The sequence below is a fragment of the Rhodococcus sp. WMMA185 genome (assembly GCF_001767395.1).
Lineage (GTDB): Bacteria > Actinomycetota > Actinomycetes > Mycobacteriales > Mycobacteriaceae > Rhodococcus_F.
Map to the genome: position 1 here is coordinate 1,128,200 of NZ_CP017014.1, position 23,397 is coordinate 1,151,596.

The following is a 23,397-nucleotide window of genomic DNA, read 5'->3' on the forward strand; positions in this document are numbered from 1 at the left end:
TCGGTGACGGCTGTGTCGGTCCGGTATTTCGCGGCGGCGGCCGATGCCGCGGGATGCACCAAGGAAACTATCGAGTTCCCGGCGCCCGCGGATCTCGGCCAGGTGAAATCCGCACTGCTCGACAGGTACGGTCCCGACATGGAGCGCGTTCTCGAGGTCGCCGCGTTCCTCGTGGGTTCCGAGTTGACGCGCGATCTGACCCGTCCAGCGGGATCGCAGGTGGACGTCCTGCCTCCCTTCGCCGGGGGCTAGGGAGCGGTCAGCGAGCGGACTCGGCCAGCCACTGATCGAACGTGATCGTTCCGAACTGGTTGTCGGGAACGAGATTACGCCCCTCCCGCAGGAACTTGCCCAACGTGCCCGGTAGTGGGAACTTCGCGACGAAACCACGCTTGCCCGTCGCCCTCTTCCACTTGGCGACGAGTTCATGGGCGGTGTGCACCTCGGGGCCGCCGATGGTGATCGGATCGTCAGGCGCCCTTTCGGTGGACAGGGCGACATCGACTAGAGCGTGGGCGACATCCCTGGTGTCGATGGTTTGGAAGCTGGTCTTCGTGAATGCGGGAAAGACCCCGGTCAAGCTCGCGGCCCCGGCGATCATGGGGATGAAGTCATGGAATTGCGTAGCCCGCACGATCCACGTATCGATCGGCGAAGTCTTGTACACCAATTCTTGCTGTCTCTTCGCCTGGTAGTACGCGAACCTGCCTTGGTCGACGTTGACGATGGAGAGTAGGACGGCGCGTCCGACCCCTGCACCGTCGGCCATCGCAAGCAGGTTCTTTGCACCCGTCTCGAGTACGGAGCGGGTGCCGCGGGTCTTGCCATCGGTGGTGTCGACCAGGACGTCGACGCCGTCAAGGGCCTCTGCGAGCCCCTCGCCGGTGACGAGGTCGCCCTGGAAGTGCTCTATCGCGGTTCCGGGCGCACCTCCGTGCCGTGAAAGGACTCGAACCGAATGGCCGCGGGCGAGGAACTCCTTGACCGCCTGCCTGCCGGCGAGGCCGGTGCCGCCCACCACGAGTGCCTGCACCACGGCGTCACCGCCACCAGGTGTCGAGCGGTGTTACCGGGACCGCGCGTTTGTGCCGGGTGTTCAAGAACATCGTCTCGAGCTTGCGCGCCACCGTGTCCGACACCTCCTTGCCTTCGAGGTAGTCGTCGATCTGCGAATACGTCAAACCGAGTGCCTCCTCGTCGGGGAGGGCGGGTCGGTCGTCTTCGAGGTCAGCGGTCGGAACCTTCTTCCACGTGCTCTCGGGTGCACCGAGTTCGCGGAGCAGTGCGGCGCCCTGTCGTTTCGATAGTCCGGTGAGCGGGGTGACATCGACGCCGCCGTCTCCGAATTTGGTGAAGAACCCGGTGACCGCCTCGGCTGCGTGGTCCGTACCGACCACGAGGTAGCCGAGTTGGCCGGCGATCGAGTACTGGATCACCATTCGTTCACGAGCCTTGATGTTGCCGCGAACGAAGTCACGCAGCTCCCCATCGTCGCCGAGGATGTCCCGCAATGCCTCCGATGACTCCCTGGCGGTGGCGTCCGCCCCGGGTTTGACATTCACGACCACCGACCGGTCGGGCTCGATGAACTTCAGCGAGATCTGCGCGTCCGATTCGTCCGCCTGCGTGCCGTAGGGCAGTCGAACGGCCACGAACTCGGCGTCGTGCCCCTCGTCGCGGAGCTCGGTCGCCGCGAGTTGAGTGAGGCGACCGGTGAGGGTGCTGTCCTGCCCGCCACTGATACCGAGGACGAATCCCTTGGCCCCAGTGGACAGTAGGTAGTCCTTCAGGAACTGCACACGTTTGCGGATTTCGCCCGCCGGATCGATGGTGGGCCGGGCACCGAGCTCTTCGAGGATCTGCGCGCGTAGATTCGCCATGACAAGACTGTAGCTAGCAGCGATATCGAGCGCGGAGTACAGTCGCGCCAATGAGGCGTTCCGACATTCTTGTGGCTGTTGCCGTCGAGAAGGGAGCGGCCTATGTTCCACCGGATTTCGACACCCTGATCACAGGGATGGGCAAGGTGTCGGCCGCTACGTCCGTAGCTCTCGCTCTCGCCAAGTATCAGCCGGGGAACATGCCTCTCGTCGTCAACATTGGCACTTGCGGCAGTTTGCATCCACACCGCGCCGGGCTGTTCACGCCATCGATTGTGGTGAACCACGACTTCAACGTTGGTGCCCCCAGAAAAGCCGCCAAACGTGATTCGGAAGACACGCTTCACATTCCGGACGGTGACGGTTCGGTTCTCGCAACGGGAGACCTGTTCTTGTACGACCCCGAGGTGCGCGATGAGCTTGCCGCAAGAGCCGATCTCGTCGATATGGAAGGCTACGCCGTCGCGTATGCGTGTGCCCAGCTCGGCGCGCGGTGCCGACTGGTCAGGCACGTTGCCGACCAGGCAGACGACGACGCAATAGAATGGCCCGACCGAACAGATCTCAGTTTCCGGGAACTCGGCAAGTGGCTCGCGGCCCTCTAGCAGTGCCGATCGCAGTGTCAGACCGGTTCTGACGCAACGTATCCGATGACTGCTGGTCGCCTTCGAGGAATTATCCACGTACTCGGGCTTGTTCGGCCGCGCCGATAGTGGGCTCGACGCGAAGCTGTCCGAGGGTCCGCATTCGTAGCTTCGGTAGGACGGAAACGAAGCTAGCTGCCCTACCGAGCACAGAGTACAGTCGCGAAAGTGAGCCAATCCAAGATTCTTGTGGTGGCTGCTACTGAGCAGGAGGCAGCGCACATACCGTCCGATTTCAAGGTCCTGATCACAGGAATGGGTAAGGTCGCGGCCGCCGTGGCTATGGCCGCCGAGCTCGGGAAGTACCCACCGACGGACATGCCTCTCGTCATCAACATCGGCACCTGTGGAGGTTTGCACGAACACCGCTCGGGTCTGTTCACACCGTCGATCGTGTTGAACCACGACTTCAGTGCAGACGTTCTGAGAAAGTTCGGGCACGACGTGGTTGACACGCTTCACATTCCGGACGGCGACGGCACGGTTCTCGCGACTGGAGACCTGTTCGTGTCGGATCCTGCGGCGCGCGATGTACTTGCAGCGAGCGCCGATCTCGTCGACATGGAGGGCTTCGCCATCGCCTTTGCCTGCGACCGGGTCGGTGCGCGGTGCCGACTGGTCAAGCACGTCACCGACAAGGCAGACGAGGCGGCGTTGACCTGGCCCGAACTCATCGATGAGAGCGCTCGGGAGCTCGGGGAGTGGCTCGCGGCGCTCTAGTCGGCACCGCCCTGGTTCGAGGCCCCTCAGCCCGAAGCGAGTATCAACCCGATTCCGTCAGCACGGGTCAGGCGCAACGTGTCCGATTCGACGGTGTAGTCGGTCTGTCCGTCCAATGCCGCGAGTACGGCACGCTCGACGTCGGCTACGTCGGGCGCACATGCCATCTTTGTCGTGGCCCACGGCCCGAATGTGATCGTGGTTTCCTGCACGTCCGCGGTCCCGACCATCTGGTTGCACCCGGTGAACCCGGACGCGGAACCATCATCCGCTATCAGCAACCGAGCTTCTACTCTGTCCAGTGCCGGGGTCGTCGTGGTCGCGTCTGGACCGATCAGCGCGGTCACCGTCCAGGTGGTCCCGACGACGGGCAGGTTCGGCCGCGCAACCTGCTCATCGGTCAGCGTCACGGATTCGGTGGGGGTGGTCAGGGTCAGGGTTTCCCCGTCGAGGTTCCAATTCGGTTGTGTATCAAGCAAATTTACTATCCACGCATCGGCGCCCGCGGCCTCGCCGAGGCACGCCATCTCGGTCATGACGAGAGGGCCCGTCACGATCTTCCCGCCGGTAAGGTCGACGTCTGCGCTGCCCTGGTTACATCCGGCGTCGAACGAAATGCGCCCGGGGTCGGTGAACCCGAGCACGAGCGGCCCGCCCCCTGGAATCGGATCGCCCGCAACGGAGGTGGAAACGAAGGTTCGGCCCGTCGGGTCTGGCGGTGCGGCCTGTTCGCCCCCGCCGCACGCGGCGAGGGATGCGAAGGCCATAAGGCAGACAACGGCGGTGGTGGTACGCATTCTTTTCAGGCTAGACATGGGCCGGGCAAGTTGTGTGGTTTCCGGTTCAGCACCGAGTGACGCGTCGGACCAGATCTTCCCATCCGTCGCCGATCCGCCCGGGCGACATGCCTAGGTCGCGCATCTGGTGGAGGACAAGGCTGGCCTCGAGTGGTGCGAGGAGCGAGCATGCGAGCAGGTCGAGGTCGCCATCCACCCCCGCTGCACGGAGCAGGGAGATCACGTGTGCGATCGAGACGGCACGGGCCGGGACCGCGAACCGGACTTCAGGGGAAGTCTCCGCGGCCCTTTGCACCTCCCCCTGAACCTCGACCAATTCGATTCGGGCGCGCCCGAAAGCGATCAGCCGATCCACGGGGTCGGCGCCGGGACCGAGCGGTGGTGGGCCGAACATGAACCGTTGTTGCAGATCCTTTTCGGTGTGGTCGAGCAGCGATTGCATGAGACCTGACCGGCTACCGAACCTCCTGAACACAGTGCCTTTCCCCACACCGGCCTCGCAGGCGACGGCGTCCATCGTGACGGCGTCGGCACCCCGTTCGGCGACCAGGCGCGCGGCTGCGTCGAGCAGTAGTCGCCGGTTGCGTGCGGCGTCTCCTCGCTCGGGAGGGTCGGCACCGAGCTGAGGGAGAAGCGTTTCGCTGGTCACTCGCCCATCCTATCGCTCATGGAATATAAGTGGACCGCGGTCCGTTTATGCGATATGAATGGCATCGATCCGCCGATGCCGCATCTAGTAGGAGTTGTACACATGTCACAGACCACCGTTCTCGCACTCGTCGGCAGTCTTCGTGCCGCCTCGGTCAACCGCCAGGTCGCTGAAACTGCCGTCTCCGTTGCGCCGGAAGGCGTCGAGGTGATCATCTTCGACGGACTCGGTGACGTTCCCTTCTACAACGAGGACATCGACGGTGCGGCGCCGATTCCGGCCGTCGAGGCGCTGCGTGAGGCCGCCGGCAGAGCAGATGCCCTGTTGCTCGTCACGCCGGAGTACAACGGGACTGTTCCGGCTGTGCTGAAGAACGCCATCGACTGGATCTCCCGCCCCTATGGCTCCGGAGCCGTCCAGGGCAAGCCGGTCGCCGTGATCAGCGCCTCGCCCAGCGTCAACGGTGGCCGGTGGGCGCACGAGGACACTCGCAAAACAGCCCGAATCGCCGGAGGAAACGTGCTCGAAGACGTCACTCTTGCGATCGGCCGGACCGGTGAGAAGTTCGCCGACGGCCACCCGAAGGAGAACCTCGAGGTTGCGGAGCAGGTCGCGGGAGTCGTGATCAGCCTCGCGGACGCCACCAGGCAGTTAGTCGACGCCTGACGGTCGTCCGCAGGGCGCCGGCGGTGGCGCGACTGTCGACGACCGTGTCGCACCACCGCCGGTACTGATCACAAGCGCGACGGATCGATCACGCCGAGTTGGATGCCGCGTACCAACCGCCGTGGGACGCGAAACTTCTGCCCGCCGACAGTGACGGTAACCAGGTCCGGCGCGGACGCCTTCCATTGCGCGCGGCGGCTATGCGTATTGGCGCGCGACATGCGCCTTTTGGGTACCGCCATCGCTCAGCCCTCCGTGGTCGCGGGACGGGGCCGACGGCCGTAGCGACGCTCGAACTTCTCGACGCGGCCCTCGGTGTCGACGATGCGGTCGGCGCCGGTCCAGAACGGGTGGGATGCGCTGGTGATGTCGGCGACGACGAGCGGATAGGTGTGGCCATCCTCCCATTCCACGGTTCGTTCGGTCCGCGCTGTGGACCTGGTGAGGAAAGCGGTGCCCGTGGTCGCGTCCCGGAAGACCACGGGTCGGTAGTCGGGGTGGATGCCGGATTTCATGATGCGATTTCTCCGTTCTTGTCGGCGGCGCCGAGCGGCGCCTCGGCGCAGGGATCGGTGTGAAACTGGCCGAACGGGTCGTCCCAGGTGGACCACGACTGCTCGTCGGCGAGTTCATACTCGGTGAGCAGCGCCCAGTTGAGCGCTGTGGTGATTGCCTCCGGTTCGACGTCGTGGACCAGCACGACGAGCGAGGTGTCCCGGTCGCCGAAGCGCTCGTCCCAGCCCAGGGCGGCGAGCGCGCGCCTTTCGCCGTCTACCTCGCGCAATTCGTCGTCCGTCATGTCGGCGAGCCAACGGTCGGCGGCGGCCACCCGCAGTCCCTCACCGGCGGATTCGAGCCACAGCGCGATGTCGGGCCGGGTGGCGAGCCAGAGCCTGCCGCGGGCAGTGACGACGCCCTCGAGCAGGACGTCGATCGCCTCGTGCAATCGTCCCGGGTGGAACGGTCGCCGCGCGGTGAACTCGACCAGTGCGACGCCTTGATCGGCGTCGAGGGGTGGGCGGCCCCGGAGCAGCGGCGAGTGGACTCCGTCGACGCGACCGCGCCGGGCATCGGCGCCAACGCGTGACAGCAGCGCAGGACCGTCGGGCACGTCAGAGGTCGGCGCTCCGGGCGCGAGCCTTGCCAGTACCGCCGACACCTTGTGGGCGAGCCAGGGCTCTGTGGTGCGAGTGTCGACGACGAGCGCGTCGGCGAACGCAGCCTGACCTACCGCGACCTGAGCGACTGTCCGGTCGTCGTCGAGCTCCTCGTCGCCAGTTACATCTTCCCACCACAGCTCCGCATCGAGGCAGGTCACGACTGCCTCGATGCGGATATCCCGGCTGGCGGGACCGTCGATCTGCCCGACCACTCCGACCACCGGCACGTGTTCGACGGCCCAGCACACGGCCTCCGGTTCGAGCGCGGAGTCGAGTTCGAGAACGATGCGGTCGACCGAACTCCACGTGTGCAGCCTCCGCAGCAGCGGCAGCAAGTCGTAGCGAAGCGTGCAGGACACGCAGCCATGGGCCAATTCGAGGACCTCGGTGGTCACCTCCGGCGCATCCACCGGTCCTGCTGTGAGGGTCCGATGCACGATGCCCTGACCGAGATCGCCGAGATCGTGCCGCACAACCACGGTGGACGCGTCCCCGTCGAGGAACGACCGCGCCGTCGCGTGCACCGGCCCACTTCGTCCGCTCACCACAACCAGCGGCGTGCGGGATTCCGGATTCACAGCCACAGTCGAGCACCTTTCGGAAATGATTGTCATTAACGACTGCCGACACTACACTCGATTGCCGGCTAACGACAATCGTTGTCATTAATCGGCCAACTGGCCGGAAAGGAGCACCCGTGTCCGCTCACTGCCAGGTGACCGGCAGACGACCCGGCTTCGGACGATCGGTCTCGCACTCCCATCGCCGGACCGCCCGGCGCTGGAACCCGAACATCCAAACCAAGACGTACTTCCTGCCGGGAGAGGGTCGCCGGATCACCCTGCGTCTGACCCCGAAGGGCATCCGGACGATAGACCGCGACGGCATCGAGGCCGTCGTCGCACGTATGAGGGCCAAGGGAGAGAAGGTTTAAAAGTCATGGCACGCAACGAAACTCGGCCTCTAGTAAAACTGGTCTCGACGGAGGGGACCGGCTACCGGTACTACACGCGGAAGAACCGGCGCAACGATCCTGACCGTTTGGTGCTGCGTCGATACGACCCGGTGCTGCGTCGGCACGTCGACTTCCGAGAGGAGCGCTGAGCACGTGGCCAAGAAGTCGAAGATTGCCAAGAACGAGCAGCGGAAGCTAGTCGTCGCCCGGTACGCCTCGCTGCGGGCGGAGTTGAAGGAGACGATCCGACGGCCGGGCAGTACACCCGAGGAGCGCGCCGCAGCGCAGTCTCGACTGGCACGGCTACCCCGGGACGCGAGTCCGGTACGACTACGCAATCGAGACGCCACGGACGGACGTCCACGAGGCCACCTACGAAAGTTTGGTCTCTCCCGCGTGCGAGTGCGCGAGATGGCTCACCGCGGGGAGCTGCCGGGCGTACACAAGTCGAGCTGGTGAAGGAAGAGTAGTGGCAGCCAAGAGGGCACCCTCGAAGAAGGCGGGAAACGAACAGGGGCGCCGCCCCAAGAAGAACCCGCTTATCGCGGCCGGCATCGATACCGTCGATTACAAGGACATCAACCTTCTGCGCACGTTCATCTCGGATCGCGGCAAGATCCGCAGCCGCCGTGTCACGAGTTTGACCCCACAGCAGCAGCGCCAGGTCGCTACCGCCGTGAAGAACGCCCGTGAGATGGCGCTGCTTCCGTTCACCAACAGATAGCCGCAACATCATCGCCGGGGCGCCGTCGCGGCTAGAGCCCAGCCCGATCGAGGGCCTCATCGACGGTATCCCGAACTGAATCGAAGTCGTCACCTGCTGCCAGAGCGGAGCTCGTGGCGGCTTCGATTTGCTCGCGGACCGTCTCGTACCTTGCCTCCCATTGCTCCTTGTTCTCGCGCCAGTACCCGATGACGTCGTAGCGATCCGCTGGCCACCCGAGGTCGTGTCGCAGCCAGCGTCGCACCACACGCGACACCTTTGCCTCCCCCGCGAACCACACGTAGCCCGGTTCATTCGGCCGCCACCAGGATCGAGCCGCCTCGGCGAGCAGGCTGTTTCCGATGCCGTTGCCGGTCCCGTGCAGCCAGGTCACCGTCAACTCCGCGTCGGTGACCAGATCTTGCTGGTCCTCGGGTGTGGTTACTTCCGCGATCACGTGTACCCGGGTCGAACTCGGCATCTCCTCGAGGATCCGGCCGACTGCAGGCAGGGCCGTCATGTCGGCGAGAAGGAGCTCCCATTTCGCGTCGTGAGGAGGGGCGTACCAACCCGAGGCGGTAGAGAATCCGACCGTCTCGCCCGGGCGTGCCTTCGCCGCCCAGCGCGCCGCCGTTCCTCCCGCATGAACGGCGAAATCGATGTCCATCTCCAAAGCGTCCGCGTCCCAGCGGCGCACTGTGTAGCTGCGCTTCTCGGCGCCGTCGGGTGGGAACGCGAGCAGAAGGCTCTCGTCCGGCGTCCCACTGGACTCGAATCGCCCCAGATCCCCGCCTGCGAGGGTAATCCTCCGCATGTTCGGCGTCAGCTTCGTCGACCGCGCCACGGGCGCCATCCACTCGAGAGGGTCGGGGGATGCATCGGGCATGCGGACAAGTTACCCGGCCGCGCATGGCGCGCAGGCGGCGTGCTTCTCGCTCGAGTTGCCGATGCAATCACGGCTGCCGGCATGGCGTAGTCTGCCTGAGCTCCCACGGCACTCGCCCGGGTCAGGGAAGTGACCTGCATCACTATGAAAATGTGATGTACGACACGCCGACGTGACCGTGAGAATCCTCGATTCGCGGGACCCCGACCAGGGAATTTCATCAATGTGACTCACAACATCTCGGGTTAGATGTTTCTGTCAGCCACTAGGTGTAGTGTCTTGGGCACTGGGAGACCACAACGGAAAATGCTCGGGGGAGCATCTCCAGCGGGGGTGTCAACATCTCGGGTAAAGCAATCTTCGGGTACAGGAATCCCAGTGCGCCGAACACACTTCGTCAGCTCCATTTGGCAGTGGAAAGAGGGACTTATGAGCATCACCGTCTACACCAAGCCCGCTTGCGTTCAGTGCAATGCCACCTACCGTGCTCTCGACAAGGAGGGCATCGAGTACTCCGTCGTCGACATCACTCGAGACCCCGAGGCACGCGACTACGTCATGGCGCTGGGATACCTGCAGGCGCCTGTGATCGTGGCGGGTGACGAGCACTGGTCGGGCTTCCGTCCCGACCGCATCAAGTCCCTCTCGTCCAACGCTGCTTGAAGCGAGGCGAGCGCGCCGTCCGAGGCCGAGGCAACCGAGGTCGAGCACGGCAGTAACCAGTAGTACTAGTCCAGATGGTGGAATACCGATGACATCGCTGGTGTACTTCTCCAGCGCCTCGGGGAACACGCACCGATTCGTCCAGCGGCTCGGGCTGCCTGCGACGCGCATACCCATCCACGACCGCGAAGGCACCTTCGAGGTCCATGAACCATATGTGTTGATCGTCCCTACGTACGGGGGCGGGACGACATCGACAGGCCGGGACACGAGCTACGTCCCGAAGCCTGTCATCCGATTTCTCAACAACCCGAACAACAGGTCGCTGATCAGAGCAGTGATCGCGGCAGGAAACACCAACTTTGGTGAATCCTATTGCTTTGCAGGAAACATCATCTCTCAGAAATGCCACGTTCCCTACCTCTACCGTTTCGAGCTCATGGGCACAGCCGAGGACGTCGAACGGGTAAGGGCAGGTCTGGGTGAATTCTGGGATCACTTAGACGAGGAGCAGCAGTGGCGCCGACCATCACAGACACCATCGACGCGGGGAGCGTAGAGCAAGTCGTGCACGGTGGAGATTCGACGAGCGGTCTTGATTACCACGCACTCAACGCGATGCTCAACCTGTACGGCCCGAACGGCGAGATCCAGTTCGACAAGGATGTCGCGGCCGCCCGGCAGTATTTCCTGCAGCACGTCAATCAGAACACTGTCTTCTTCCACAATCTGGACGAGAAGCTCGACTACCTCGTGGAGGAGAACTACTACGAGCCCGAGGTTCTCGACCAGTACTCGCGCACATTCGTGAAGTCGCTGATCGAGCACGCGTACTCGAAGAAGTTCCGCTTCCCGACGTTCCTCGGCGCCTTCAAGTACTACACCTCGTACACGCTCAAGACGTTCGATGGCAAGCGCTACCTCGAGCGGTTCGAGGACCGCGTCTGCATGGTTGCGCTGACCCTCGCCGCGGGTGACGAGGAACTGGCAGTCAAACTGGTTGACGAGATCATTGCCGGACGGTTCCAGCCGGCTACTCCCACCTTCCTCAACTCCGGCAAGAAGCAGCGCGGCGAGCCCGTCTCCTGCTTCCTGCTGCGTATCGAAGACAACATGGAGTCCATCGGCCGCTCGGTCAATTCCGCCCTCCAGCTGTCCAAGCGCGGCGGGGGAGTCGCGTTGCTGCTCACCAATGTTCGTGAGCACGGCGCTCCGATCAAGAAGATCGAGAACCAGAGTTCGGGCGTCATCCCGATCATGAAGCTGCTCGAAGATTCCTTCTCGTACGCCAACCAACTCGGTGCGCGCCAGGGTGCCGGGGCGGTCTACCTACACGCCCACCACCCCGACATCTACCGCTTCCTCGACACCAAGCGCGAGAACGCCGACGAGAAGATCCGCATCAAGACGTTGTCGCTCGGTGTGGTGATTCCCGACATCACGTTCGAACTCGCGAAGAAGAACGAGGACATGTACCTCTTCTCGCCGTACGACGTCGAGCGCATCTATGGCGTCCCGTTCGCGGACATCAATGTCACCGAGAAGTACTACGAGATGGTCGACGACAGGCGGATCCGCAAGTCAAAGATCAAGGCGCGAGAATTCTTTCAGACCATCGCCGAGTTGCAGTTCGAGTCGGGCTACCCGTACATCATGTTCGAGGACACGGTGAACCGTGCCAACCCGATCGAGGGCAAGATCACCCACTCCAACCTGTGCTCGGAGATCCTGCAGGTTTCCACCCCTTCCTTGTTCAACGCCGACCTCTCTTACAACAAGGTCGGCAAGGATATCTCGTGCAATCTGGGATCACTGAACATCGCGAAGACGATGGATTCGCCGGACTTCGCGCGCACCATAGAGGTGTCGATTCGCGCGCTCACGGCTGTGTCGGATCAGACGCACATCTACTCCGTACCGTCGATCGAGCAGGGCAACAACGACTCTCATGCAATCGGCCTCGGGCAGATGAACCTGCACGGGTACCTCGCCCGCGAACGGATCTTCTACGGCTCCGACGAGGGCATCGACTTCACGAACATTTACTTCTACACCGTCGTGTTCCATGCGATTCGGGCGTCGAACCTGATCGCGATCGAACGCGGAACCCACTTCAAGGGCTTTCCGCAGTCGAAGTATGCGTCCGGTGAGTACTTCGACAAGTACACCGATCAGGTGTGGGAGCCCGCAACGGAACGAGTCCGAGCGCTCTTCGCCGAGGCCGGTGTGCACATCCCGACCCAGGACGACTGGCGCGAGCTGAAGGCGTCGGTGCAGAAGTACGGAATCTACAACCAGAACCTGCAGGCCGTCCCGCCCACCGGGTCGATCTCGTACATCAACAACTCCACCAGTTCCATTCATCCGGTGGCGTCGAAGATCGAGATCCGCAAGGAAGGCAAGATCGGTCGCGTCTACTACCCGGCGCCGTACCTGACCAACGACAACCTGGAGTACTACCAGGATGCGTACGAGATCGGGTACGAGAAGATCATCGATACCTACGCCGCCGCGACGCAGCACGTGGACCAGGGGCTGTCGCTGACGTTGTTCTTCAAGGACACTGCCACCACCCGCGACATCAACAAAGCCCAGATCTACGCGTGGCGCAAGGGAATCAAGACGCTGTACTACATCCGTTTGCGCCAGATGGCGCTCGAGGGGACCGAGGTCGAAGGTTGCGTCTCCTGCATGCTGTAGGTGGTTTCCCCGCCCGCACTCACAGCCGAACGAAGTGAGGATTGAAATGGTCAAGCTAGTGAGTCGCGTTTCCGCGATCAACTGGAACCGCGTCCAGGACGAGAAGGACGCCGAGGTATGGGACCGTCTCGTCGGTAACTTTTGGCTGCCCGAGAAGGTGCCTGTGTCCAACGACATCCCGTCCTGGGGCACGCTCACCGCACAGGAGAAGCAGCTCACGATGCGGGTGTTCACGGGGCTTACGCTCCTCGACACCATTCAGGGCACCGTGGGTGCTGTCAGCCTCATACCCGATGCCCTCACCCCGCACGAAGAAGCGGTGTACACCAACATCGCCTTCATGGAGTCGGTGCACGCCAAGAGCTACAGTTCCATCTTCTCGACGCTGTGTTCCACCCGCGAGATCGACGACGCCTTCCGCTGGTCCGAGGAGAATCGGAACCTTCAGCGCAAGGCGGAAATCGTCATGGACTACTACCAGGGCGACGAGCCGCTCAAGCGTAAGGTGGCGTCCACCCTGCTCGAGAGCTTCCTGTTCTACTCGGGCTTCTATCTGCCGATGTACTGGTCTTCGCGGGCGAAGCTCACGAACACCGCTGACCTGATCCGCCTCATCATCCGTGACGAGGCGGTCCACGGGTACTACATCGGCTACAAGTACCAAAAGGGACTCGAGCAGATTACCCAGGCCGAGCGCGATGAGCTCAAGAACTACACCTTCGAGTTGCTCTTCGAGCTCTACGACAACGAGGTCGACTACACCCAGGACCTCTACGACGAGGTCGGGCTCACTGAGGACGTCAAGAAGTTCCTGCGGTACAACGCCAACAAGGCGTTGATGAACCTCGGCTACGAGGGCTTGTTCCCGAAGGACGAGACGGACGTGAACCCGGCGATCCTGTCTGCGCTCTCGCCCAACGCGGACGAGAACCACGACTTCTTCTCCGGTTCGGGCAGTTCCTACGTCATCGGCAAGGCAGTCAACACCGAAGACGAGGACTGGGACTTCTAGCCACTGCCTGAGGTTTGACCCAATGTCACATCGGTTCAGTTCAACTGTACTGGTGTGACATTGGGCTATCGTTGGTCGTCCGGTGAATTGCCCTGCGCAGGAGGATCGAATGCACGACGAACCCAATCGAGAATCGTGTGCACTCATAACGATTGATGTGCAAACGGATTTCGCGAGCAGGCAGGGCCCTGCATACATCGACGGCACGGAACCGTTGTTGCCGGCGATGGCGAAGGTAGTGCACGCGTTTCGCGAGAGTGGGAAGCCGATCGTGCACGTCGTCCGCCTCTACGAGAAGGACGGTAGTAACGCTGAACTCTGCCGTCGTGAGTTGGTCGCGAACAGCGCAGGGATCGCCGCTCCCGGTACCGAAGGCAGTCAACTCGCGGTCGAACTCAGGCCATCGCCAGATGTAATGATGGATCCGGAACGGTTGCTGCGTGGTGAGTTTCAGGAAGTTGCCACGAACGAATGGTTGATGTTCAAGCCCCGCTGGGGGGCGTTCTTCGAGACCGGTCTGAGCGCTCACCTCGAACAGTTGCGGGTGGACTCGCTCGTCTTTGTCGGCCTGAACTTTCCCAACTGCCCACGGACGAGTATCTACGAGGCGACAGAGCGAGACTTCAAGGTGGTCATGGCAAGTGACGCCATCTCCCGCACCTACGATCGCGGTCTCGACGAATGTCGCGGAATCGGCGTACGGGTGAAGTCGAGCAGCGAAATCTGTCGGTGGATCCAGGAATGATCGCTGGTCCACGTGGGCCGGCGGTCCGGGGGTTAGTGAGTGACCCAATGTCACATCGGCTCAATTGAACTGCACCGATGGGACATTGGGCGGCGGCGCTAAGAGTGTAAGAATCGGCGCCATCCTTCCGGAGCGCTGGGAATCCGTAGTGGAGGAGGGCCGGGGAGTTGTTCGAACGTCACCTGGGTGCTTCCATAGGCGTGTCCGCGTTCGCCCATGTAGTAGTAGCCGACTCTGTTGGCGATTTCGTTCATTCGGGCAACGGTGATGGTGTACTTGCGCGGGTCGACGGTGACGACTGGTTTCCCTGCATCGAGCAGTGACGCGAATCGGGCTTCCTGAACATCCGGATCGGGAGCCCTTGTCTTGCCCCACCAGGCCAGCAAACGATGGTCGAGTCGAAACGAGGATACGAGAAAGTAACTGATCAACAGAACAATCCCTGCGACCAGTATCGCGACCCCATAGGGATTCGATGTGGTTTCGGCCTGTGCAGCAGAGAGGTGGGTGACCTGGGCATGGCAACTCGTGCACTCATCAAGGCTTATGCCAACGAAGGTGAGGTCATGGCCATAGAGCGTTCTCGGAATCGGTTGCATCATGTCAGCCGGACGGTCCTATGGTGCATGTGTTTCTGTCCTGTCATGTTCTAGCTTGGCTGGAAATAGCCGGCGGAAGTGGTAGTACGTTCGGTCCGAGCTGTGGTGTCTATATCGCTTCCCCCACGCAAAGACATAGCCCCGCTCGTAGGCGATGGCAGCCAATTGCTGAGGGGAGACATCCATGTCCCCGAACGTGATAACGATCTCTCTGCCGTCGAATAGACCAGCGAGCGGGTGATGTTGATTGTTCATCGGAGGTCCTCGTTCCGGTGTGGAAGCGGTTCGGCTGGGTTCGGTGAGCCATCCACTCGAATGCCATTGACCATGCTCATCGCGACCGGAAGAAAGTGGTGCCAGTGCTCGCGGGCAGATGTACTCATGTCGAAGACGAGGAGACTGTTTCCATCCGGTGTGGGGAGGATCGCCTGGAAGGTGTCGGTTGGGATCTCGATGGATTCACCGGTGACGGTCACGTCGGAGGGAAGCTGGAAGTGACCGGCTCGGAGAATCAACACCACTGGGCCACAGCCGAGATCGCGGTACTGGACGGTGGCGTGCGGGTTCTGGTGAGAGAGAACCTTGGCAATCGCACGGGCTGATTCAACCCTCGACTCGAGATCGGGAAGTTCGGGGCCTCCGTCTCCGAGTCGTCTTGTGGAAAGGGTGACCATGGCGTGCACGCTCGGGTCAGTCTCGGGGAGGGCGAGTTGGCCTGCGAGGATCGTGCCATTGCTTCGAAGCATGTCGCCGGTGGCGAGTACCGCCTCGGCGACGGTAGCGGGGTCAGCGGATCCTCGATCGGCAAGCGCGGCGATCGACTGCGCGGCTTCTATCCTGGCGTCCAGATCGCCATCAATCGGGATTCGCGCGAACCCAGGCGGCAGGTTGAGCGAAATACTCACAACTTGTCACCTGCAACATAGATCATCGAATCGATGACCAGTCCCGTCATGGTTTCGACCATCTCGGTGGGAGGGCTATCGGGTATGAGGTACTTGTCGACATCCTCAAAAATGTTTGTCACACCGTCCTCGATGCCGAACGTCTGCACCACTGTGGAACCGCCCAGAAGAGGAACTTGGCTAGCCCCTGAGAGTTGGACGCTCAACTTATCCAATTTCGTGGCCTGTGCAGCGAAGGTGGACGCTTCCGCCATGTCCCCTGCGCTCCTGGCAGCCTCAGCCGCGGCTTTCGCGCCTGTGGCTCCAGCGTCGAGGAACTTGCCGGCCCCGCCCGTCGCGACGCCGACGACGTCCAGGGCGAGGGTGGTCCACGTCACGTCGGCGCCGGCGGCCTTAGCGAGGGCGTGACCGGCGAGTGCGGCAGCGCCCAGACCCAAGGAGAGAGTCGCCAGCGGACCGCCTACGAACGGAATCCCTGAGGTGATGAAGGCCGCAGCCCCGAGGACCGTACTAGCGGTGGATAGGAAGTTCGAGATTTCGTTGATCGCATCGGCGTTGTCTTGGATGTACTTCCAGATGTCGGCCGCGAGGTCTTCGATGCCATCGACGATGGCGTCGAGGGCTTTGCCGAGACGTTCGAAGAAGCCCTCTTCGGGTGCGTCGCGGCTGGCGTCGTTGAGGGCGCGTGCGGCGAGTTCGACGAGTTCGCGATGGCGCCGGGCCAGTGCTTCGGCCCGCTCGATGATTGCGTCGAGTTCGCTTTGCGCACGCCGGAGCCGGTCAAGTGCGGCGTCGAGGCGAGACTGTGCCGCCGCGAGTTGCGCCGAATCGGTATAGGTTCGATTCTCTTCGAGCAAGCCGGGGTCGTTTTGGGCGTTGTCCAGGTTCCGCTTTGCCGCACGGGCGAGGTCTTCGAGTTCTCGGCCGTTCCTTTGGAACGCGGAAAGGTCGTCGCTCCAATCCCCGAGCACCCGGCTCGCCTTGCGCATTGCCTCACCCGCGGTGTCGAGCTCGGCGGGTAGCTCGCCGACTTGACTCCGAAATGCTTCGGCAGCCGCGCCTCGCCAGATGCCGTAAGAATGGCCGGTCCCGCGAAGTGCGTCCTTCGCAGCCTCGAGTTTGGTCGCCACTTCGCCGAGTTCGGATGACAGACGCCCGACCACGACGGGGTTGCCGGGTGCCGGATCGAATCCCAGACATGGGTACGTGGGAGAGGCGATCGTGCCGTTGCCCCACACAGACAGAGGATTCGACGGCGATGGTTGAGTCATCGTCAGAACCCCAGATTCAGGCTCGAGCCCTGTATTGGGTTCGACATCGGGGGCGGACCGGAATCTGGGCCGGCGTTCGCATCGGTATTCGTCGATGCAGTCCCGGGGTCGGGAACGCAGTTGTTGACCGTATTAAGCGCTTCCGCGTTGAGTTGCTCGTGAACCGCGTAGAGGTCGCGCGTGGCCTCTAGACCGGTGACCATCGCCCCAGTCGACTTGGCGATCCGTTCGATTCCGTACTTCCACCGGTCACGGAAGTTCGAGGCAGCCCGGTCGAGATCTGAACCGCCCAGATCGCTGCTCTCAGCGTCGGCCAGCCTGTTGTTGGCCGCGGTCATTTCGGTGGCTGCGGTGTCCAGCGTGCTGATCAGCCCACCGAACGCCTCGACATCCAGATACAGATCCCCCGGCAAGACTTCCCCCATTCGCAGTTGACCAAGGCACGCTACAACATCGACCAGCCAGTTGAGACAGGCAGGAGACGTCGTGGCTCGCAGCCGCAGGTAGTCGTCCGAGAGCTAGAGCGGAAATGTTCTAGCCGACGTATGCGTTGAGCGTGTCCCTCAAGTCGGTGAGAACTGCGTGCGCCGCGACGAGTCCGTTGCCGGTCCAGATGGCGTCATCGACGGCGAAGACTCGGCCGTCTTCGGCTGCCCCGAGGTTTTCCCAGTCCTGTCCGTCCATGACGTCCTCGGCGTGAGCCTTGCTTTGGTCGTCGAGGATGACATAGATGAGATCGCCCTCCGCCTTGTCGAGGTCGTCGCTGGGAACGGTAGCGGTGGCCGACCCCTCCAGATTTTGGTACGCCGGTCGGCGCACGCCCGCGTCGGCGAGTACTTGACCCGCGAAGCTCGCAGGGCCCTGGATGTAGAGGTTGTCGGTATCGAATCGCACGACCGACGCTTGCGTCTGGGACGAGTCGATATCGACTCCGAGTTGGGCCGCGTCCTGCTGATATTGCTCGAGCTGCGCGCTGGCGGCGTCGGCGCGTCCGAGAGCGTTGCCGGCTAGAAGGAACTGTGTCTTCCAGAACACGGGATCCGACCCGACGTAGACGGTCGGTGCCACTGCGCTGAACTCGGCGTAGGCGTCGTCCCCGGAAGGGCTCGATCCGAGAATCAGATCCGGGGTTGCCTGCGCGACCAGGTCGACGTTCGGGTTGTCGGCCGGGCCGATGCTCGGAATGTTCGCAATGCCGGTGCCCAGATAGTTGGGTTGCGATGAGTCCCCGTCGCCGACCGCGGCCCCGACGACACGCTCCCACAGCCCGAGCGAGCACACAGCGTCCAGGGCTGCGGTATCGAGCACCACGATGCGTTGGGGATCGGACGGCACCTCACTCTCACCGGCGGTGTGCACTACTTGGTGCGTGCCGCTCGAGTCGAGCGCGGCGTCCACCGGCGTCGGTGTCGCGCAGGCGGCGGTGGTATCCCGATCGATTCCCACCACCCCGGCGCCTGCGATGTTCGTGGTCGTCCGGATGATCGTGCTCGCGTCGTCGGACGGCTGGGAACAACCGGCGAGCACGACGGCGGTGACGGCGACGAGACCGGTGAAGGCGCGTCGAGCCGTCGAAACTGTGGCGAGGGGCAATTCAGCAGCTTCCTGTGTGTGCGGGCGCGTTCAGGTTAACTGCTGCGGTTGTCCGTACCGAAGGCATCCGGCCCGACACTCGGCAGCGGATAACGGGTGGTCTGATTCTCGGTGATCGCGCCCGATGCACCGGACCCCACCGTGCACCGCGTACTTTGGGCGGATAACTGCAGGTCATGGACATTCCCGCACGCGTTGAGCCCAGGTAAGTACGACACTGGGTAGGACCGAGTCGGCGTCCTCGCAGCACACGGTCTACGATTCGATGAGCGCAAGCCAGAGACCGTTCGCCTCGCAGCCGAGGCCGGACGCGCATTCAGGAGGATTAGTGACTGCCGTAGCGCCCCAGCCAGTCCCCGAGATAGCTGCAGCCAGGCCTTACCCGCCGCGGCAGGGACCCAAGGGCTCGTATATCTACAAGATGATTACGACCACCGACCCAAAGGTGCTCGGAATCATGTACATGGCGACCTCGATCGCCTTCTTCCTCATCGGCGGGGTCATGGCCCTGCTGATGCGCGCCGAGCTCGCTGTGCCAGGCATGCAGTTCTTGTCGAACGAACAGTACAACCAGCTGTTCACCATGCACGGCACAATCATGCTGCTGATGTACGCGACGCCGATCGTGTTCGGATTCGCCAACTACATCCTGCCTCTGCAGATCGGTGCCCCCGACGTCGCGTTTCCGCGACTCAACGCGTTCAGCTACTGGTTGTACCTGTTCGGTGCGATCATCGCGACCGCTGGATTCATCACCCCAGGTGGCGCGGCCGACTTCGGCTGGACCGCATACACACCCCTGACGAGCGCGCTGCACTCTCCGGGCGTGGGCGCCGACCTGTGGATCCTGGGCCTCGGCGTCGCCGGCCTCGGCACCATCCTCGGTGGTGTCAACATGATCACCACGGTCATCTGCTTGCGTGCCCCCGGTATGACGATGTTCCGGATGCCGATCTTCACGTGGAACATCTTCATCACCAGCATCCTGATTCTGCTGGCGTTCCCGCTGCTGACCGCCGCTTTCTTCGGTCTGTGGGCCGACCGGCATCTCGGTGCCCACATCTTCGACCCGGCCACTGGCGGCGTGCTGCTGTGGCAGCACCTGTTCTGGTTCTTCGGCCACCCAGAGGTGTACATCATCGCCTTGCCGTTCTTCGGCATCGTCTCGGAGATCTTCCCGGTCTTCAGCCGTAAGCCCGTGTTCGGATACACCGGCCTGGTCTACGCAACCCTCGCCATTGCGGCGCTGTCGATCGCGGTGTGGGCACACCACATGTACGCCACCGGCGCCATCTTGCTGCCGTACTTCTCGTTCATGACGTTCCTGATTGCCGTGCCGACGGGTGTGAAGATCTTCAACTGGATCGGCACCATGTGGAAAGGCCAGTTGACGTTCGAATCGCCGATGCTGTTCTCGGTCGGCTTCCTGGTCACCTTCCTCTTCGGTGGTCTGTCCGGTGTCATCTTGGCGAGCCCGCCGCTCGACTTCCACCTCACCGACACCTACTTCGTTGTCGCTCACTTCCACTACGTGGTCTTCGGCACCGTCGTGTTCGCTACCTATGCGGGCATCTACTTCTGGTTCCCGAAGATGACTGGCCGCATGATGGACGAGCGTCTGGCCAAGTGGCACTTCTGGACGACCTTCATCGGTTTCCACGGCACGTTCCTCGTTCAGCACTGGCTGGGCAATGAAGGTATGCCGCGCCGCTACGCCGACTACCTGCCCTCCGACGGCTTCACGTTCCTGAACTCGCTCTCGACCGTGTTTGCGTTCGTCCTCGGCGCCTCCACGCTGCCGTTCATCTGGAACGTCTTCAAGAGCTACCGGTACGGCCAGGTGGTGACCGTTGACGACCCGTGGGGCTACGGCAATTCCCTCGAGTGGGCCACCAGTTGCCCGCCGCCGCGCCACAACTTCACCGAGCTGCCGCGTATCCGCTCCGAGCGCCCGGCGTTCGAACTGCACTACCCGCACATGATCGAGCGGATGAAGGCAGAAGCGCACGTCGGCCCGGGTCACGGTGGTAAGCAGGCCAGCACCGTGCTCGAGAAGGAGCGCACCGAGTCGCTGACTACCGGCGACGAAGAGGGGCGCGGAACCGACTCCGGCCGCTGACCCGAGAACGACCCGGAAGGCCCCGCTCCAACATTGGGCGGGGCCTTTCCCTTGGCACAATAGGTAGCGGACCAGCCCTGTGAGCAAAAACGATCGGAGTTCTTTGGTGGGTGCAGTCGACACCACTGTTCTGGTGACGGTGACCGGGCCCGACCGGCCCGGCGTCACCTCGGTACTCTTTGCGGCGCTGTCCCGCCATAACGTGAGCCTCCTCGACGTGGAGCAAGTGGTGATACGGGGCCGTCTCACCCTCGGAGTCCTGGTGGCCTGCCCCGAGGACGGGGAGGCCCTACACGAGGAACTCGAAGAGGCGATGGCCACCGTCGGGATGACAGTCGACGTAGAGATCGGGGCGAATCCGGGCCGGCGGCCGCTGTCCAGCCACGCAGTGGTCGTCCTGGGCAGTCCGGTGTCCGCTCGTGCGATGCGCACGGTGGCACGTGAGATGGCCGCACTCGGCGTCAACATCGACTCCATCCGCGGTGTCGCCGACTACCCGGTGACCGGTCTCGAACTCCTCGTCACTGCTCCCGACTCGGCTGAGGCCGACAAGAGCCTGCGAACCGTGTTGGCCGAGGTGGCCGCTCGCGAGAACGTCGATATCGCTGTCGAGCGCGGGGGACTGGCTCGTCGGGCCAAGCGGCTCATTGTGTTCGACGTCGATTCCACCCTGGTCCAGGGCGAGGTCATCGAGATGCTCGCCGCCTGCGCGGGTGTGGAGGACGAGGTCCGTGCGGTAACGGACGCGGCGATGCGGGGTGAGATCGACTTCGCCGAATCATTGCACCAGCGGGTCGCCACACTTGCGGGCCTGGACGCCTCCGTCGTCGATGAGGTTGCCGATGGCCTCGAGCTGATGCCGGGGGCACGGACCACTATCCGCACGCTGCGCAGGCTGGGCTTTCGGTGCGGTGTGGTGTCGGGTGGCTTCCGGCAGGTCATCGAGGGCTTGGCCCACGAACTCGAACTCGACTTCGTGCAGGCCAACACGCTCGAGATCGTGGACGGCAAGCTCACCGGACGGGTAGTCGGTGACGTAGTCGACCGAGCCGCGAAGGCCACGGCGCTGCGTGACTTCGCGAGCCAGGTCGGAGTTCCGATGGATCAGACTGTGGCGGTAGGTGACGGTGCCAACGACATCGACATGCTGAACGCCGCAGGTCTGGGAATCGCGTTCAACGCGAAGCCTGCGCTGCGGGAGGTTGCGGACACTGCGCTATCGCATCCCTTCCTCGACGCAGTGCTGTTCATACTCGGTGTCACTCGCAATGAGGTCGAGGCTGCGGATGCGGTGGACGGTCTGGTCAGGCGAGTTCCGCTGTCATGACCGAATCGCGTTGCGATGCGTTCCCCGATGGGTCCGGTGTGGACGGCCAGTGGGAGGCCCGTCACGCTGTTCTCGCGGCCGGATACGGCGGCAGGCCCGACCCGAATGATCCGGCGCGGATTCTCTCGATGCCGATCGTGCTGCACATTCCCAAGGCCGAGCCCCCGCCCCGTAGTGCGCTTCTCGAGGCCGCCGCCGCCGCGGTGGCGGCGCTGTGTCTCGATCCCCGTGTCGGAGTGGACGAGGAAGGTGTGCCCGGACCTTGGCACGAGGACTTCCTTGCCTGGGTCAGCTCACGCATGCGCAAGGTGTCCCGGAGGGCTCGCGGAGCGGGGTGGCGGGCCGCGCAGGAAGTGGACGGGATCACCGTCGACAGTGGCGGTGCGCAGGCACGCGTCCTGGTGCCCGGTCAGGTCGGCGCACTCGATCCCCGCATAAAGAAGCTGCAGGTCGAGGGCACCGACTTCGATCACGATGATCCCGGGGAGATTCCGGACGGTGTTCCGGTGCTGTGGACCAACTCCGCTCTCGATATGACGGTGGGAAAGGCGGCCGCGCAGGTCGGTCACGCTTCGATGCTGCTCTTGGGCGCAATGAGCACCGAACGGGCACGCAGGTGGGCGACCGACGGATATCGATGTGCCGTGCGTGACGCGGACCCCCGATCCTGGCAGGCTCTGATGCTGGAGGTTGCGCAGGGTAGGGCGATCGCTGTCCGCGACGCGGGCTTCACCGAGGTGGCTCCCGGTTCGATGACCGTCATCGCCTGCCCCTGATCTGGGTTCGCGACTGGTCGGCTTGTGGCTGAGGCAGGCATAGGAGTCCGTCCACAGTCCAGTGCCTGCGTTCTGGCTATGGGCCGCACCGCGCTCGCGCACGACACTGGCGTTCATGCTTGCTCGACGCTTGATCGCGCTGTTCGGTGGACTGTGGCTGTACGGCTTCTCGATGGCCCTCATGGTCGCGGCGGGGCTGGGCTTGTCCCCCTGGGATGTGTTCCACCAGGGGGTTGCGGGTCGTACGCCGCTGAGTATCGGAGCGGTCATCGTTCTGGCTGGTGTCGGAGTCCTCCTGCTGTGGATCCCCATCCGCCAGAAGCCGGGGTTCGGCACGATCGCCAATGTGTTGGTGATCGGCGTCTCGGTGGACGTGTCTCTCGCGTTCCTCGAGCCCCCGGACTCCCTGGTGGTGAGGACCGCCATGATGCTCGCCGGAGTGGTCCTCAACGCTCTCGCGACAGCGCTCTACATCGGTGCCGGGATGGGGCCCGGGCCGAGAGACGGTCTCATGACCGGACTGGTGGCACGAACCGGCCTGTCGGTGCGGTCAATTCGCACGTCGATCGAGATCACGGTTCTCGCCGTCGGCTGGCTGCTCGGCGGCACGGTCGGGCTGGGGACACT

The 23,397-nt window shown here is 63.2% G+C and carries 29 protein-coding genes and 1 pseudogene; 17 read left to right on the forward strand and 13 right to left on the reverse strand.

Features of this window, described 5'->3' with window-relative positions:
• Window positions 1-3 precede the first annotated feature (3 nt).
• Window positions 4-252, forward strand: a complete 249-nt coding sequence (locus tag BFN03_RS05045) for a MoaD/ThiS family protein (protein WP_070380633.1) — start codon at window positions 4-6, stop codon at window positions 250-252.
• A 7-nt stretch (window positions 253-259) separates the two neighbouring features.
• Here the strand turns inward: BFN03_RS05045 and BFN03_RS05050 are convergent, their stop codons facing one another.
• Both BFN03_RS05050 and nadE read right to left on the reverse strand, forming a co-directional pair.
• A complete protein-coding gene (locus BFN03_RS05050; protein ID WP_070378089.1) occupies window positions 260-1,036 on the reverse strand; it encodes an SDR family oxidoreductase in 777 nt (258 codons plus the stop codon).
• Window positions 1,037-1,040: 4 nt separating this feature from the next.
• Window positions 1,041-1,880, reverse strand: a complete 840-nt coding sequence (nadE, locus tag BFN03_RS05055; protein ID WP_070378090.1) for an ammonia-dependent NAD(+) synthetase — start codon at window positions 1,878-1,880, stop codon at window positions 1,041-1,043.
• 50 nt (window positions 1,881-1,930) lie between these two features.
• Between nadE and BFN03_RS05060 the strand changes: the two genes are divergently transcribed.
• Entirely contained in the window at window positions 1,931-2,485 is a 555-nt protein-coding gene (locus tag BFN03_RS05060) for a nucleosidase (protein WP_070378091.1), read from the forward strand.
• Window positions 2,486-2,692: 207 nt separating this feature from the next.
• The gene (locus BFN03_RS05065) at window positions 2,693-3,244 is read left to right on the forward strand and encodes a nucleosidase (RefSeq protein WP_070378092.1); all 552 of its coding nucleotides are present in this window, start codon (window positions 2,693-2,695) and stop codon (window positions 3,242-3,244) included.
• A 26-nt stretch (window positions 3,245-3,270) separates the two neighbouring features.
• On the opposite strand, the gene BFN03_RS05070 is transcribed toward BFN03_RS05065, so the two are convergent.
• The gene (locus BFN03_RS05070; RefSeq protein ID WP_070378093.1) at window positions 3,271-4,041 is read right to left on the reverse strand and encodes an META domain-containing protein; all 771 of its coding nucleotides are present in this window, start codon (window positions 4,039-4,041) and stop codon (window positions 3,271-3,273) included.
• A gap of 46 nt (window positions 4,042-4,087) precedes the next feature.
• Window positions 4,088-4,690 (reverse strand): TetR/AcrR family transcriptional regulator, encoded by a 603-nt coding sequence (locus BFN03_RS05075; RefSeq protein ID WP_070378094.1) that lies wholly within the window; start codon window positions 4,688-4,690, stop codon window positions 4,088-4,090.
• 102 nt (window positions 4,691-4,792) lie between these two features.
• Here BFN03_RS05075 and BFN03_RS05080 point away from each other — a divergent pair, with 102 nt between their 5' ends.
• Entirely contained in the window at window positions 4,793-5,356 is a 564-nt protein-coding gene (locus BFN03_RS05080; RefSeq protein ID WP_070378095.1) for an NAD(P)H-dependent oxidoreductase, read from the forward strand.
• A 68-nt stretch (window positions 5,357-5,424) separates the two neighbouring features.
• Here BFN03_RS05080 and rpmF read toward each other — a convergent pair whose 3' ends face one another.
• Genes rpmF through mrf form a run of 3 tightly spaced genes read right to left on the reverse strand, consistent with a single transcriptional unit; the run spans window position 5,425 to window position 7,100 of the window.
• Window positions 5,425-5,598, reverse strand: a complete 174-nt coding sequence (gene rpmF / locus BFN03_RS20045) for a 50S ribosomal protein L32 (protein ID WP_084385499.1) — start codon at window positions 5,596-5,598, stop codon at window positions 5,425-5,427.
• Between the two features lie 3 nt (window positions 5,599-5,601).
• On the reverse strand, window positions 5,602-5,871 hold the full coding sequence (locus BFN03_RS05085) for a type B 50S ribosomal protein L31 (RefSeq protein ID WP_070378096.1): 270 nt from the start codon (window positions 5,869-5,871) through the stop codon (window positions 5,602-5,604).
• On the reverse strand, window positions 5,868-7,100 hold the full coding sequence (mrf, locus tag BFN03_RS05090) for a ribosome hibernation factor-recruiting GTPase MRF (RefSeq protein ID WP_442971862.1): 1,233 nt from the start codon (window positions 7,098-7,100) through the stop codon (window positions 5,868-5,870). Before mrf ends, BFN03_RS05085 begins: the two co-directional genes overlap by 4 nt.
• Before the next feature lie 113 nt (window positions 7,101-7,213).
• On the opposite strand from mrf, the gene rpmB reads away from it, so the two are divergent.
• Genes rpmB through rpsR form a run of 4 tightly spaced genes read left to right on the forward strand, consistent with a single transcriptional unit; the run spans window position 7,214 to window position 8,195 of the window.
• Entirely contained in the window at window positions 7,214-7,450 is a 237-nt protein-coding gene (gene rpmB, locus BFN03_RS05095) for a 50S ribosomal protein L28 (RefSeq protein WP_070378098.1), read from the forward strand.
• 5 nt (window positions 7,451-7,455) lie between these two features.
• On the forward strand, window positions 7,456-7,620 hold the full coding sequence (gene rpmG, locus BFN03_RS20050; RefSeq protein ID WP_084385500.1) for a 50S ribosomal protein L33: 165 nt from the start codon (window positions 7,456-7,458) through the stop codon (window positions 7,618-7,620).
• Window positions 7,621-7,624: 4 nt separating this feature from the next.
• Entirely contained in the window at window positions 7,625-7,930 is a 306-nt protein-coding gene (rpsN, locus tag BFN03_RS05100) for a 30S ribosomal protein S14 (protein ID WP_070378099.1), read from the forward strand.
• Between the two features lie 10 nt (window positions 7,931-7,940).
• Complete coding sequence (gene rpsR, locus BFN03_RS05105; RefSeq protein WP_070378100.1) at window positions 7,941-8,195, forward strand: 30S ribosomal protein S18; 255 nt, start codon at window positions 7,941-7,943, stop codon at window positions 8,193-8,195.
• Window positions 8,196-8,226: 31 nt separating this feature from the next.
• On the opposite strand, the gene BFN03_RS05110 is transcribed toward rpsR, so the two are convergent.
• Window positions 8,227-9,060, reverse strand: a complete 834-nt coding sequence (locus BFN03_RS05110; RefSeq protein WP_070378101.1) for a siderophore-interacting protein — start codon at window positions 9,058-9,060, stop codon at window positions 8,227-8,229.
• A 429-nt stretch (window positions 9,061-9,489) separates the two neighbouring features.
• On the opposite strand from BFN03_RS05110, the gene BFN03_RS05115 reads away from it, so the two are divergent.
• From BFN03_RS05115 to BFN03_RS05135, 5 genes are all read left to right on the forward strand, one after another.
• Window positions 9,490-9,723 carry a redoxin NrdH gene (locus tag BFN03_RS05115; protein ID WP_070378102.1) on the forward strand — a complete coding sequence of 78 codons (234 nt, stop codon included), beginning with the start codon at window positions 9,490-9,492 and terminating at the stop codon, window positions 9,721-9,723.
• 88 nt (window positions 9,724-9,811) lie between these two features.
• Entirely contained in the window at window positions 9,812-10,282 is a 471-nt protein-coding gene (nrdI, locus tag BFN03_RS05120; RefSeq protein ID WP_070378103.1) for a class Ib ribonucleoside-diphosphate reductase assembly flavoprotein NrdI, read from the forward strand.
• A 59-nt stretch (window positions 10,283-10,341) separates the two neighbouring features.
• Window positions 10,342-12,423: a class 1b ribonucleoside-diphosphate reductase subunit alpha gene (gene nrdE, locus BFN03_RS05125; RefSeq protein ID WP_232320500.1), complete on the forward strand. Its 2,082-nt coding sequence runs from the start codon at window positions 10,342-10,344 to the stop codon at window positions 12,421-12,423.
• Between the two features lie 46 nt (window positions 12,424-12,469).
• Window positions 12,470-13,435, forward strand: coding sequence for a class 1b ribonucleoside-diphosphate reductase subunit beta (gene nrdF, locus BFN03_RS05130; RefSeq protein ID WP_070378105.1), 966 nt, complete (start codon window positions 12,470-12,472; stop codon window positions 13,433-13,435).
• A 109-nt stretch (window positions 13,436-13,544) separates the two neighbouring features.
• Window positions 13,545-14,180 (forward strand): cysteine hydrolase family protein, encoded by a 636-nt coding sequence (locus tag BFN03_RS05135; RefSeq protein WP_070378106.1) that lies wholly within the window; start codon window positions 13,545-13,547, stop codon window positions 14,178-14,180.
• Window positions 14,181-14,278: 98 nt separating this feature from the next.
• Here BFN03_RS05135 and BFN03_RS05140 read toward each other — a convergent pair whose 3' ends face one another.
• From BFN03_RS05140 to BFN03_RS05165, 5 genes are all read right to left on the reverse strand, one after another.
• A complete protein-coding gene (locus BFN03_RS05140; protein WP_070378107.1) occupies window positions 14,279-14,782 on the reverse strand; it encodes a hypothetical protein in 504 nt (167 codons plus the stop codon).
• A gap of 248 nt (window positions 14,783-15,030) precedes the next feature.
• A complete protein-coding gene (locus BFN03_RS05150; protein WP_070378109.1) occupies window positions 15,031-15,684 on the reverse strand; it encodes a hypothetical protein in 654 nt (217 codons plus the stop codon).
• A complete protein-coding gene (locus BFN03_RS05155) occupies window positions 15,681-16,955 on the reverse strand; it encodes a putative T7SS-secreted protein (RefSeq protein WP_070378110.1) in 1,275 nt (424 codons plus the stop codon). Before BFN03_RS05155 ends, BFN03_RS05150 begins: the two co-directional genes overlap by 4 nt.
• A 2-nt stretch (window positions 16,956-16,957) precedes the next feature.
• Window positions 16,958-17,380 carry a hypothetical protein gene (locus tag BFN03_RS05160; protein WP_070378111.1) on the reverse strand — a complete coding sequence of 141 codons (423 nt, stop codon included), beginning with the start codon at window positions 17,378-17,380 and terminating at the stop codon, window positions 16,958-16,960.
• 109 nt (window positions 17,381-17,489) lie between these two features.
• Complete coding sequence (locus BFN03_RS05165) at window positions 17,490-18,548, reverse strand: iron-siderophore ABC transporter substrate-binding protein (protein ID WP_070378112.1); 1,059 nt, start codon at window positions 18,546-18,548, stop codon at window positions 17,490-17,492.
• A 328-nt stretch (window positions 18,549-18,876) separates the two neighbouring features.
• Between BFN03_RS05165 and ctaD the strand changes: the two genes are divergently transcribed.
• From ctaD to yczE, 4 genes and pseudogenes are all read left to right on the forward strand, one after another.
• Window positions 18,877-20,667 carry an aa3-type cytochrome oxidase subunit I gene (ctaD, locus tag BFN03_RS05170; protein WP_084385501.1) on the forward strand — a complete coding sequence of 597 codons (1,791 nt, stop codon included), beginning with the start codon at window positions 18,877-18,879 and terminating at the stop codon, window positions 20,665-20,667.
• Between the two features lie 106 nt (window positions 20,668-20,773).
• The gene (gene serB, locus BFN03_RS05175) at window positions 20,774-21,994 is read left to right on the forward strand and encodes a phosphoserine phosphatase SerB (RefSeq protein WP_070378114.1); all 1,221 of its coding nucleotides are present in this window, start codon (window positions 20,774-20,776) and stop codon (window positions 21,992-21,994) included.
• Window positions 21,991-22,770, forward strand: a complete 780-nt coding sequence (locus BFN03_RS05180) for an aminoacyl-tRNA hydrolase (protein ID WP_070378115.1) — start codon at window positions 21,991-21,993, stop codon at window positions 22,768-22,770. Before serB ends, BFN03_RS05180 begins: the two co-directional genes overlap by 4 nt.
• 181 nt (window positions 22,771-22,951) lie before the next feature.
• Window positions 22,952-23,383, forward strand: a pseudogene (gene yczE, locus BFN03_RS20995) (membrane protein YczE); the annotation flags it as partial.
• Window positions 23,384-23,397 lie beyond the last annotated feature (14 nt).